Here is a 12479-nt window from a genome sequence, read left to right on the forward strand (position 1 = left end):
CCGATGGTAGTTGGGGGCTGTCCCCCTGTGAGAGTAGGACGCTGCCGGGCACATGAAAGAGCACCTGATGGGTGCTCTTTTTTGTGTGTAATTAGGGGTATTTGAATCAGTTGGACTCTTCTTTTTATTGAAAAGTGCAGCTATGCGTCACTTCGCGCAACATATGCGTCACATTTTCAGGATATGCTTCACTTTGGCACATATATGCGTCACTTCTCGCATTTATGCGCAAGAATCAAATTATATGCGCCATTCCACATTTCGCCCTCTGTTTTCATAGTCGATTTCGTCTCCGTAAAGACGGATGGTGCCAAATGTTAGATAAACTCCAAAACTTGCTAGATAAATCAAAAATCCTGTTAGATAAATTCATAAACCTGTTAGATAAAACCCAAAACATGCTAGATAAACTCCAAAATCTGTTAGATATACCGCCAATCCCATGCACGTGCCCAAATAAATTCCCAGCAAACCTGAAATTCCGCGACATCCCAGCTGCCCTATCAGCAAAAAAATAAAAAGCCCCTATCAAAGGGCTTACATTTCAAGAAAATATCTCCGGCATTGTTATTTTCCGCAGCTTCTTTAAGTAATAATTATATTTTGGATGACTTGTATCCGTGGTGAGTAAATCATTTTCACAATCTGTGCAGATAAAAGAAGTGTATAGATGTATTCCCCTGGTTTTTTCCTGCTCGCATATGACACATTCTTCCCCTGCCTGTTTCTTTGCTAATAGCGAACCCAATCACTCCACCTCCATACCCTTAGTCTGCCCAGATTAACAGTATTGTATACAATTTTTTGAATTTTCGCTGGCGGGTTTTTCTGAGGTTACTTGATTAATATTGTATGATGGAAATCTAATTTGGGTGTATGTCTATAAAGGATTTCTTTTAATATTTTGCCAGATGCTTCAGGGACTGGCGCAGATATCTGCCATATGTAGCAGTTACATACTTGTTTTGTTAAAATAGGAGAAGAATCATAGGAAAGTGATGAACATATGAATCAGAAAAACACTCCATTATGGAACCAATTACAAATACATGCTTCACACCAGCCGTTATCCTTTCATGTGCCTGGCCATAAGAACGGGTTTCTTGCAGGCTGTGAGGGAGCAGATTATTTTAAACATATTTTAAAGCTGGATGCTACGGAGCTCAGCGGACTGGATGATTTGCATTCTCCTGAGGGAGTCATCCTGGAGGCACAAGAGCTGCTTGCCGGCCTGTACGAAGTTTCAAAAAGCTTTTTCCTTGTGAACGGATCGACTGCTGGGAATCTTGCCATGGTCCTGTCAGCCGCAGAGGAAGGTGAGACTGTATTGGTCCAGCGGAACTGCCATAAGTCCATCCTGAATGGCATTACTTTGGCTAAGGCGAAGCCTGTCTTTTTAGCGCCTGAGTTTAATGAAGAGTGGGGCGTCGCCGGGGGAGTGACTTTAGAAACGGTTAAAGAGGCAATCAGGCAATATCCGGATGCAAAAGCAATCATCTTAACCTATCCGAATTATTATGGAATGGTATACGACCTTGAAAGTATTATTCAGTGCGCTCACGATTATGGTATTCCAGTGCTGGTGGATGAGGCACATGGAGCGCATTTAATAGGCGGGAGCGATTTTCCCGCTTCGGCCGTTCAGCTTCAGGCAGATCTTACTGTACAATCGGCACATAAAACGCTGCCTGCTATGACAATGGGTGCTTATCTGCATTTTAACAGTCGTTTTATAAAGGAAGAGAAGGTGTCCAACTATCTGGGGATACTCCAATCAAGCAGCCCATCCTATCCGATTATGGCTTCTCTTGATTTGGCAAGGGCTTATTTAGCTTCATTTTCGAAAAAGGATGAGGAAGCACTGCTTGAAAAGATTAGGTATTTCAGGAAGAGTCTTAACGGTATTAAAGGCATTAAGGTACTGCCATTCCAACATCACAGCGGTGACCCTTTAAAGGTAACCATCCAGTCGGAAACCTCACTCAGCGGATTTAACCTGCAGACTCTACTGGAGAAACACGGGATCTTTACGGAAATGGCGGATCCCTATAATGTCCTGTTTGTTTTGCCACTTTTGAAGAACGATATGGATTATCCATTTGACCGGGTGATTGAATGTTTGAAAGAGGAATTGACCTCATTCGGACCGGCAGACCGCCAGGAAAGAATCACTTTCAGTAAAAAGCCTGTTTCCGGCCTTGCCCTTGAGCAAAAGGAACAGAGTCAGCACACCATTAAAATGGTGGCACTGGAAGAGGCGGCCGGCAAAATATGCGCTCAGCAGGTAATTCCTTATCCGCCAGGCATTCCGCTCTTATACCCGGGTGAAATCATTGAGGCTGAAGATATCGCAAACATCAGATTTCAAATTCAGGCCGGAGCACGGTTTCAAAATGGAGACAATATTAAAAAAGGCAGCATCCACATATATAAGGATCTATAACAGCAGCTGGAGGAAGTAAAATGAAAAATGGGAAGTTTATTACGGTCGAAGGACCTGAGGGTGCCGGAAAGACAACAATTATTGATATGCTGGCAAGCAATCTGGCAAAGGAAGGCTATCAGGTGCTTCAGACAAGAGAGCCTGGCGGAATTGAGATTGCTGAGCAAATCCGAAGTGTCATACTTGATAAAAAGAATACAAAGATGGACCCGAGAACAGAGGCTCTGCTGTATGCGGCAGCCAGAAGGCAGCACCTGGCCGAGAAAGTAAAGCCGGCATTGGATGAGGGATATATCATTTTATGTGACCGGTTTATTGATAGCTCTCTTGCCTATCAGGGATATGCAAGAGGACTTGGCATTGAGGAGGTCTACTCTATCAACAGCTTTGCCATTGAAGGCATGATGCCTGAACTGACACTGTATTTTGATATTGATCCTGCGGCCGGATTGGAAAGAATCAATCAGCATAAAGGACGGGAAGTGAACCGCCTGGACCTGGAAAAGCTCGACTTTCACCATAAAGTGCGGGAGGGCTACCTGAAGCTAATGGAGCTTTACCCGGAGCGCATCTTTAAGATTGATGCTTCAAAGCCATTGGAGGAAGTGTATCAGCAGGCGGAGAGCAAGCTGAAAGAACGAATATAAAAACTCGCCTTAAAGATGGGATATCTTTAAGGTTTTTTTACAGGCTATAAAATTATTTTTCCTGTATTCCCTTAATTTCTGCTTGAAGATAAAATAATTGATATAATAAAAGTAAGACAAAACGGATGAAAACTTTGTAAAGGGGATGGGCTTATGAAATTAATTCTGGCAGTCATTCAGGATCAGGACAGCAATAAGCTAATGAATGCGCTGGTTGACAATAACTTTCGTGCGACAAAATTGGCCAGCACGGGCGGATTCTTGAAATCAGGCAATACAACGTTCATGATCGGGACAGAGGATATCCGTGTGGAGAGAGCCCTGCAGATTATTAAGGAAAATTGCAGAGCAAGAGACCAGCTGGTTGCACCGGTATCGCCGATGGGCGGCAACGCAGATTCTTATGTGCCATACCCTGTTGAAGTTGAGGTTGGCGGTGCGACAGTGTTTGTTCTGCCAGTCGAGCAGTTCCATCATTTTTAATCATTACAGAGGGAGCTTTGAGCCCTTTGCGGAGGATCAGGTATGAAAATTAATCAGGAACTTCGGCTCAAGATGGAAAATGTCCGCAATGAGCAGAAGCAGGCAGCAATGAACGGCGTTAAATTTTCTGAAATGGTGCAGAAGCAGGACCAGAAAATGCAGGCTTCCCAGCTTCAGGGTCTGTTAAAGGATATAGATGCCGCAGGAGAACGGCTGGCCCGCTCCAGAACCTTTAAGGACCTGGCCAAATATAAAACGCTTGTGAAACGATTTGTGAAGGAAGCGGTTGATTTTGGAATGGAGCTGAGGCAATCGCACAGCTGGAACCAGCATGGACAGGGCCGGTCTCTGAAAGTGGTGGAAAAGGTTGATGAAAAGCTTTCAGAGCTGACAGATGAATTAATGAAAAAAGAAGAATCTTCTATTGATATATTAGGTAAAGTCGGAGAGATTAAGGGACTCCTAATAAATTTATATATGTAAGTGAGTGATACTTGTGGGGAAAACGTGGGAACAGCTGGAGGCCGTACAGCCAGTTGTATTAAAAATGTTTAAAAATAGCATAGTGAAGAATCGGCTGGCCCACGCCTACTTATTTGAAGGGATGAAAGGAACAGGAAAGCGGGAGGCAAGCATGCTTTTGGCGAAAAGCCGATTCTGCCATGAGCCGATTGAAGGGTATGTTCCATGTGAAACATGTTCAAACTGCAAAAGGATAAACAGCGGAAATCATCCGGATGTTCATATTCTGGAGCCGGACGGGCTTTCTATCAAAAAAAATCAGATTCAAAGCCTGCAGGAAGAGTTTTCAAAGACCGGGGTAGAATCCAGGCGGAAACTGTATGTGATTGTTCATGCTGACAAAATGACAGTGAACGCTGCCAACAGTCTGCTTAAATTTCTGGAGGAACCCCATTCAGAGACGACCGCTGTGCTGATTACCGAGCAGTCGCAGCAGATGCTTCCTACTATTCTATCCCGCTGTCAGTCCATTTCTTTTAAACCATTATCTCCTGCTGAAATGATTCAGCAATTAAAAAATAATGGAGTGGATCCTGCCCAGGCACCATTACTTGCACAAATTACCAATAATTTGGATGAAGCTTTACAATATAGTTCAGATGATTGGTTTGTACAAGCACAAAAAATAGTGTTAAAATTATATGAAGTGGTAAAGAAGAATCCCCTTGAGGCAATGGTTGCCCTTCAGGAGGATTGGTTCTTGCACTTTAAAGAAAAAGAGCAGATTGATCGCGGCTTGGATCTATTACTTCTTATTTTTAAAGATTTACTATATATTCAGCTTGGGAAACAAGACCAGGTTGTCCATCTGAACGAACGAAAACGTTTAGAGCAGTTTGCGCTGCAATCTTCCACCAAACGCCTGACGGAACAGATGACGGCTGTTTTGGAAGCCAAAAGAAAATTGCAGGCAAATATGAATCCGCAGCTGTTGATGGAACAGCTTGTGCTAAAATTGCAGGAGGGATCTTCCTTTGTATGATGTAGTAGGAGTGCGCTTTAAAAAAGCGGGCAAGATTTATTATTTTGATCCCGGAGATCTCTCAATACAAAAGGATGACTTTGTCATTGTCGAAACTGTCCGAGGCGTTGAATACGGAAAAGTGGTAATCGCCCCGAAGCAGGTCGATGAGAATGATGTTGTCCTTCCATTAAAAAAGGTTCTTCGTATTGCAGATCAAAAGGATCGCATGATTGTCGAGGAGAACAAGCAGGCCGCCAAGGAAGCATACGAGGTATGCTGTGAAAAGGTACAAACACATCAGCTTGATATGAAGCTGGTGGATGTTGAATATACATTTGACCGAAATAAGGTCATCTTCTACTTTACGGCTGATGGCCGGGTTGACTTCCGCGAGCTTGTCAAAGATCTCGCAGCCATCTTCCGGACAAGGATTGAACTTCGCCAGATAGGTGTGAGGGATGAAGCAAAAATGCTGGGCGGAATTGGCCCATGCGGAAGAATGCTTTGCTGTTCCACTTTCCTGGGTGACTTTGACCCTGTATCCATTAAGATGGCAAAGGACCAGAATCTATCGCTGAATCCAACGAAAATATCGGGTTTATGCGGCCGCTTAATGTGCTGCCTGAAATATGAAAATGATGAGTATGAAGCAGCAAAAGAAATGCTTCCGGACCTTGGGGAATGGATTCAAACCCCGGATGGAGCCGGAAAAGTGGTAGGCTTAAATATATTGGAGCGTGTGCTGCAGGTTGATGTGAAAGAAGCCGAGCGCGTCCTCGAATATACACTGGATGAAATTTTAAAACAAGGTGCTGTATCAGTTCAGTCCACAGATTAAGAGGTGGAAGTCGTGGATAAAAAAGAAATCTTTGACTCAGTGAGTAATATGGAAACCCAAATTGGAGAGTTATATCAGCAGCTTGGTGAGTTAAAGCAGCATTTGGCAGAAATACTTGAAGAGAATAACTCTTTGAAGCTGGAAAATGAACATTTACGACGTCATTTAGACATACCTGCAGAAAAGGAAAGCACATCGGCGAAAAAAGGCAAATCAGAGCAGTCGGCCGATGCTGCAGATGATGATAAGGTGATTGATATTGGCGAAGGCTATGATAACCTGGCCCGCCTCTATCAGGAAGGCTTTCACATTTGCAATCTCCATTTCGGCAGCCCGCGTAAAGAGGGAGACTGTCTGTTTTGCCTGTCTTTCCTGAATAAGAAGTAAACTTTTAGCCTTCCTGATGATAGGAAGGCTATTTTTCCATAGGCTGTTTTCGCAGGGTTTGTTGCTTTTTTTTTATTATTTATAGAGTTGATTGGAGCGGAAGGTGCGAGATCCTCGAAAATGCTATCGCATTTTCTTCGTGCGATGTTTTTTCGGGGAAGTTTATTCAACGTCCTGCGGGAGTAGCGGGACAGGTGAGACCCCGCAGACGCGCAGCGTCGAGGAGGCTCACCGCACGCCCTGCGGAAAGCGAGCAGCCTGGAGCGGAAATCAACGGACAATATTGTTAGCGATAAACAACGATTTATACGAAAAGAGCCTTTCCATAAAAGCAAAGAATCAGAGAAGCATGGAGGATCAAGAATGGATTTTTTAAAAGAAGGGGAGCGGCTGGACTATTTGCTGGCTGAAGATATGAGGATCATCCAAAGCCCGGCCGTTTTTTCTTTTTCACTGGATGCTGTCCTGCTGGCCCGGTTTGTGTATGTGCCGATTCAAAAAGGCAATCTCGTTGATTTGTGCAGCGGAAATGGCGTGATTCCGCTTTTTTTAAGCACAAGAACCAAGGGTGCCATTACAGGCGTCGAAATTCAGGAGCGTCTGCATGATATGGCGGTCAGAAGCATTGAATACAATAAGCTTCAAGACCGGATTAAGATGATTCACGGAGATATTAAAGAGATCCATCAGGAATTAGGTTATGGAAAATTTGATGTTGTCACCTGCAATCCGCCTTACTTTCCTACTCCTTCAAAGGATGAAATCAATGAGAATGAGCATTTGGCGATTGCCCGCCATGAAATTCTGTGTACACTCGAGGATGCGGTGAAAGCGTCAAGCGGGCTTGCGAAACAGGGAGGCAAGGTGGCATTTGTGCACAGGCCGGGCAGGTTCCTGGATATTGTCACGCTCATGCGCAAGTATAAGCTGGAGCCGAAAAGGGTGCAATTTGTCTATCCCAAGGCCGGAAAAGAAGCAAACACCCTGCTGATTGAGGCAGTCAAAAACGGCAATCCAGACCTGAAAATCCTGCCTCCTTTATTTGTATATAATGAAGAAAATGAATACACACCCGAAATGAGAGAGATTTTATATGGAGAATAGCCATTTTTTTTACGTTCTCCATTGCCGTGATGGCAGCTTATATGCAGGCTACACCAATGATCTTGAAAAACGGGTGAGGGCCCATAATGAAGGAAAAGGGGCAAAGTATACCAGAGGAAGAGGACCGGTTGAGCTGGTCTTCTCCCGTTCTTACCCGGAAAAAGGGGAAGCGATGAGAGCGGAATATGAATTCAAGCAATGGTCCCGGAAGAAGAAGGACGAGTTTTTAATGAAAGAGACGGGTGGTACATATGTGGCAGCAAAAAAGCTTTGAACATGAAGAAACAAAAGGAATTCTGTATTTAGTCCCGACTCCGATCGGCAATCTGGAAGACATGAGCTTCAGGGCGGTTAGAATACTGAAGGAAGCGGACTTTATTGCAGCAGAGGATACGCGCAATACAAAGAAGCTATGCAATCATTTTGAGATTGCCACCCCCATCATCAGCTATCATGAACATAATAAGGAAATCAGCGGACAGAAGCTGCTTGAAAAAGTGGCAAATGGCGCAAAAATTGCCCTTGTCAGTGATGCAGGGATGCCTGCGATTTCAGACCCGGGCTATGACCTTGTAACAGCGGCTGCTGAAGAAAAACTGACAGTGGTGCCCCTTCCCGGTGCGAATGCTGCTTTAACCGGCCTGATTGCTTCCGGCATCAACACCCAGCCTTTTTATTTCTATGGGTTTCTGAACAGGCAGAAGAAACTCAAGAAACAGGAGCTCGAGGATCTCTCCAGGCTATCGGCAACCATCATCTTATATGAAGCTCCCCATCGCCTGAAGGAAACCCTCTCACTGATGTCGGACATCATGGGTAACAGGAATATTGCGTTATGCCGTGAACTGACGAAGAGATATGAAGAATTTATCCGGGGAACTGTAGGAGAAGTGATAGAATGGGCTTCAACCGGCGAAGTGAGAGGAGAATTTGTAATTATTATTGAAGGGACTTCCGAGACTGTGCAGGATGCAGAAGCTTCCTGGTGGGAGAATCTTTCGATTGAAGATCACGTCAGCCATTATATAGAAGAAACTGGACTCGCGAGCAAGGAAGCCATCAAGCAAACCGCAAAAGATCGGGGAATAAATAAGCGGGATGTTTACCATGCTTATCATATCGAAGAATAAAAAAAGCTTCTCACTTGTGTGAGAAGCTTTGTTCTTTATTATTTTACGGTTTCAAAAGTGTTTTGAATTTCTTTTAACAGCTGCTCTGCACCGTCACGGCTTAAGATTAGTTTGCCGTTAGCCAGTGAGATATTATCATCAGATACTTCCCCTGTAACGTGGCAAGTCATGTTTGGCTTGTACTTTTTAAGGATGATTCTTTCGTCATCTACGTAGATTTCCAACGCATCCTTTTCCGCGATTCCAAGTGTGCGTCTTAGTTCAATAGGGATTACTACGCGGCCAAGCTCATCAACTTTACGAACAATACCTGTAGATTTCATAATAAAAGTCTCCTCTCAAATCTCCAATAATATTTTTCTCTATCTATATCGTTTCGTCATTATTCGACAAAATCTTTGTTACATTTATAATACCAGCCATTCCCATATACGTCAATTACTTTATTTTGGTAGGGGGTAGAAAATTTTAGGAAACTCAATGAAGTGTTGGTATAACTGAGATTTACGAAATAAAAGCCATTTTAAATAGGGATATGGAAAGAAGCTTCCAAAAATTAAATATATGACTCCTTTCGACATTTCGACAAAATTCTACAAAAACCCATGCTATTACTATAATAATATTCGAAAGGCAGTTTCCTTTTTTAGGGATAGAAAATAAAAAATTTTTTATTAGAGAAAAATCCTGCCGTTCCTTTCTGCCTATTGGTTGCACAATTTCAAGTTTTTAGGTATATTTTGATGGTATAAGAGGTTATGCTGACGAATATAACTTCTTGTAAAATATTGATATAGCAGGCCCAATAACGGCACGATTTTCTCATTAATACTCTCGTCCAAATGGGGCGGGATTTTTTAGTATTAGACAGCCAAAAGCATAGCTGCATATAAGTATGCATCGATGTTTTCATAAAATAAGGGAGGGAATCTTGTGGAGGACAAATTAAAGACGTTTTATTTAACCACTCCAATTTATTATCCTAGTGGAAATTTACATATAGGGCATGCCTATACAACGGTGGCCGGTGATGCGATGGCGCGCTACAAGCGCATGCGCGGCTTTGACGTTATGTACCTGACAGGAACGGATGAACATGGACAGAAGATCCAGGAGAAGGCAGAAGAAAAAGGGGTAACACCTCAGCAGTACGTAGATGAAATTGTTTCCGGCATCCAGGATCTCTGGAAAAAGCTTGATATTTCCTATGATGACTTTATCCGTACGACACAGGACAGACATAAGCAGATCGTTGAAAAAATCTTCGCCCAGCTTGTAGAACAGGGTGATATCTATCTTGGCGAATATGAAGGCTGGTATTGTACGCCTTGCGAGTCTTATTACACAGAACGCCAGCTTGCGGACGGCAATTGCCCTGACTGCGGACGTCCCGTTCATAAAGTGAAGGAAGAATCTTATTTCTTTAAGGTAAGTAAATACGCTGACAGACTTCTGCAATATTATGAAGAAAATCCATCTTTCATACAGCCTGAATCACGCAAAAATGAAATGATCAATAACTTCATTAAACCGGGCCTTGAGGATTTGGCAGTATCCAGAACAACTTTTGACTGGGGAGTAAAGGTGCCAAATAATCCAAAGCATGTGGTGTATGTATGGATTGATGCACTATCCAACTACATTACCGCACTTGGCTATGGAACCGATGATGATTCCAAGTATCTGAACTACTGGCCTGCAGATGTTCACCTGGTTGGAAAAGAAATTGTGCGCTTCCATACGATTTACTGGCCAATCATGCTGATGGCTTTGGATGTGCCACTGCCGAAAAAGGTATTTGCCCATGGCTGGCTTTTGATGAAGGACGGCAAAATGTCCAAATCAAAGGGAAATGTAGTGGACCCTGTTACCCTTATTGACCGTTATGGCCTGGATGCACTGCGCTATTACCTGCTTCGCGAAGTGCCATTCGGCGCAGACGGTGTATTTACACCGGAAGGTTTTGTGGAAAGAATCAACTTTGATCTTGCCAACGATTTAGGCAACCTATTAAATCGTACGATCGCCATGGTGAATAAATACTTTGACGGTGTTATTCCGGCATATACAGGTTCAGAAGGTGAGTTCGACCAGCAGCTGCTGCAAATGAACCGTGAGACGGTTTCTAAATACGAGGAAGCTATGGAAAAAATGGAGTTCTCTGTTGCCTTATCTGCTGTGTGGCAGCTTGTCAGCAGAACGAATAAATATATAGATGAAACACAGCCCTGGACTCTGGCCAAAGAGGAAGAGAAAAGGGAAGAGCTTGCAAGTGTGATGGTTCATCTGGCGGAATCCCTGCGCAGAACCGCGGTGCTTCTGCAGCCATTCCTGACACGTACGCCGAAGGAAATCTTCACGCAGCTTAATGTAAATGAAGAAGCATTAACATCCTGGGAAAGCCTTGAGACATTCGGCCTGATTCCTGAAGGCACAAAGGTATTAAAGGGAGAACCGATTTTCCCTCGCCTGGATATTACGGAAGAAGTTGAGTTCATTAAAACAAAAATGCAGGGATCTTCTGCTCCTAAAGAAGAAGCAAAGCCTGAAGCAAAAGCAGAGGAAAAGCCGGATAGCGAGGAAATCTCAATTGATGACTTTATGAAGGTCGATTTAAGAGTGGCCCAGGTCATCGAGGCAGAACCGGTGAAAAAAGCTGATAAGCTCCTGAAATTACAGCTGGATCTTGGCTATGAAAAGCGCCAGGTCGTTTCCGGAATTGCTAAATTCTATAAGCCGGAAGAACTGGTCGGCAGAAAAGTCATCTGTGTAACCAATTTAAAGCCTGTTAAACTTCGCGGCGAGCTTTCAGAAGGAATGATTTTAGCAGGAGGAAAAGACGGCGAACTTTCACTTGCCACAATTGCTGAATCTCTTCCACTAGGTGCAAGGGTAAAATAATATTATTTATTTTCCTGTTAATCATAAAAACATAGAAGTGTTAAGCGTATACCGTAAGCATTTCTATGTTTTTTATTTTTGGAAAAAATTATTCTTGTAAAGTATTTATAGTTGGTTTATCTAATTGGAACCATTTTGACAGTAAAGTCATTTTGTTACATCACTGACATAATAGTAATAGAAAAATAATATGAAGGAAAAGGAGTTTTTTGATGTTTTTCGACACACACGCACATCTTAATGCCGAACAATATAACGAAGATTTACAAGAGGTAATCGACCGGGCCCTTAGTGAAGGAATTTCCAACATTGTGGTCGTCGGGTTTGACCGTCCAACCATTGAAAAAGCGATGGAGCTGACTGAAAAATACGATTTCATTTATGCCAGTGTGGGATGGCATCCGGTTGATGCCATTGATATGACAGAGGAAGATTTGCTATGGATTGAAGAGCTTTCCAGCCATCCAAAAGTGGTGGCACTGGGAGAAATGGGCCTGGATTATTATTGGGACAAGTCTCCGAAGGATATTCAGCAGGAAGTCTTCCGAAAGCAGATCCGTCTGGCGAAAAAAGTGAAGCTTCCCATCGTCATCCATAACCGTGATGCTACAGCCGATATAGTCGAAATCCTCAAGGAAGAAGGAGCGGGAGAAGTGGGCGGAATCATGCATTGCTTCAGCGGCAGCCCGGAAATTGCCCAAGAATGTGTGGATATGAACTTCTACATTTCCCTTGGCGGTCCAGTGACCTTCAAAAACGCAAAAAAACCAAAGGAAGTAGCAGATGTTATTCCGCTTGAAAAGCTGTTGATTGAAACAGACTGCCCCTATCTGACCCCTCATCCGCACAGAGGAAAACGGAATGAACCCAGCTATGTCAAATTGGTGGCAGAGCAGATTGCAGAAATAAAAGGACTTTCAACAGAAGAAGTTGCACAGGCAACCACAGAAAATGCAAAAAAATTATTCGGCATAAACTGATAGCTCATTTTGTCGAAGCCTGTAGGAGCTTGTCCAAATCTTTTCTGATTCTAAAAAGTTCTACATGTCTCCTTCTTCTC

Annotated in this window: 14 protein-coding genes; 12 read left to right on the forward strand and 2 right to left on the reverse strand. The window is 43.3% G+C overall.

The window, feature by feature from the left end:
• Positions 1-544 precede the first annotated feature (544 nt).
• Positions 545-748, reverse strand: coding sequence for a sigma factor G inhibitor Gin (locus BK139_RS20070; RefSeq protein ID WP_076262345.1), 204 nt, complete (start codon positions 746-748; stop codon positions 545-547).
• Positions 749-1006: 258 nt separating this feature from the next.
• Between BK139_RS20070 and BK139_RS20075 the strand changes: the two genes are divergently transcribed.
• The 10 genes from BK139_RS20075 (at position 1007) to rsmI (ending at position 8518) form a co-directional block, all read left to right on the forward strand.
• Entirely contained in the window at positions 1007-2443 is a 1437-nt protein-coding gene (locus BK139_RS20075; RefSeq protein ID WP_076262347.1) for an aminotransferase class I/II-fold pyridoxal phosphate-dependent enzyme, read from the forward strand.
• A gap of 20 nt (positions 2444-2463) precedes the next feature.
• Positions 2464-3090, forward strand: a complete 627-nt coding sequence (gene tmk / locus BK139_RS20080) for a dTMP kinase (protein ID WP_076262349.1) — start codon at positions 2464-2466, stop codon at positions 3088-3090.
• A gap of 153 nt (positions 3091-3243) precedes the next feature.
• On the forward strand, positions 3244-3573 hold the full coding sequence (locus tag BK139_RS20085; RefSeq protein ID WP_009336682.1) for a cyclic-di-AMP receptor: 330 nt from the start codon (positions 3244-3246) through the stop codon (positions 3571-3573).
• Positions 3574-3615: 42 nt separating this feature from the next.
• Positions 3616-4056, forward strand: a complete 441-nt coding sequence (locus BK139_RS20090) for a YaaR family protein (protein ID WP_076262351.1) — start codon at positions 3616-3618, stop codon at positions 4054-4056.
• A gap of 13 nt (positions 4057-4069) precedes the next feature.
• Positions 4070-5077, forward strand: a complete 1008-nt coding sequence (holB, locus tag BK139_RS20095) for a DNA polymerase III subunit delta' (RefSeq protein WP_076262354.1) — start codon at positions 4070-4072, stop codon at positions 5075-5077.
• Positions 5070-5897, forward strand: coding sequence for a PSP1 domain-containing protein (locus tag BK139_RS20100; protein WP_076262356.1), 828 nt, complete (start codon positions 5070-5072; stop codon positions 5895-5897). The genes holB and BK139_RS20100 overlap by 8 nt, the downstream gene beginning before the upstream one ends.
• A gap of 12 nt (positions 5898-5909) precedes the next feature.
• Positions 5910-6284 carry a DNA replication initiation control protein YabA gene (gene yabA, locus BK139_RS20105; protein ID WP_076262358.1) on the forward strand — a complete coding sequence of 125 codons (375 nt, stop codon included), beginning with the start codon at positions 5910-5912 and terminating at the stop codon, positions 6282-6284.
• Positions 6285-6647: 363 nt separating this feature from the next.
• Positions 6648-7388: a tRNA1(Val) (adenine(37)-N6)-methyltransferase gene (locus tag BK139_RS20110; protein WP_076262361.1), complete on the forward strand. Its 741-nt coding sequence runs from the start codon at positions 6648-6650 to the stop codon at positions 7386-7388.
• Complete coding sequence (locus BK139_RS20115; protein WP_076262363.1) at positions 7378-7662, forward strand: GIY-YIG nuclease family protein; 285 nt, start codon at positions 7378-7380, stop codon at positions 7660-7662. The genes BK139_RS20110 and BK139_RS20115 overlap by 11 nt, the downstream gene beginning before the upstream one ends.
• Positions 7640-8518, forward strand: a complete 879-nt coding sequence (gene rsmI, locus BK139_RS20120; protein WP_076262365.1) for a 16S rRNA (cytidine(1402)-2'-O)-methyltransferase — start codon at positions 7640-7642, stop codon at positions 8516-8518. The genes BK139_RS20115 and rsmI overlap by 23 nt, the downstream gene beginning before the upstream one ends.
• Positions 8519-8556: 38 nt before the next feature.
• On the opposite strand, the gene BK139_RS20125 is transcribed toward rsmI, so the two are convergent.
• Positions 8557-8841 carry a transition state genes transcriptional regulator AbrB gene (locus BK139_RS20125; protein WP_048009776.1) on the reverse strand — a complete coding sequence of 95 codons (285 nt, stop codon included), beginning with the start codon at positions 8839-8841 and terminating at the stop codon, positions 8557-8559.
• A 610-nt stretch (positions 8842-9451) separates the two neighbouring features.
• On the opposite strand from BK139_RS20125, the gene metG reads away from it, so the two are divergent.
• Together metG and BK139_RS20135 are read left to right on the forward strand one after the other, a co-directional pair.
• Positions 9452-11419: a methionine--tRNA ligase gene (metG, locus tag BK139_RS20130; RefSeq protein WP_076262367.1), complete on the forward strand. Its 1968-nt coding sequence runs from the start codon at positions 9452-9454 to the stop codon at positions 11417-11419.
• A gap of 212 nt (positions 11420-11631) precedes the next feature.
• The gene (locus BK139_RS20135) at positions 11632-12399 is read left to right on the forward strand and encodes a TatD family hydrolase (RefSeq protein ID WP_076262369.1); all 768 of its coding nucleotides are present in this window, start codon (positions 11632-11634) and stop codon (positions 12397-12399) included.
• Positions 12400-12479: the final 80 nt, after the last annotated feature.

It is taken from the genome of Paenibacillus sp. FSL R5-0490, assembly GCF_001956215.1.
GTDB lineage: Bacteria > Bacillota > Bacilli > Bacillales > Cytobacillaceae > Cytobacillus.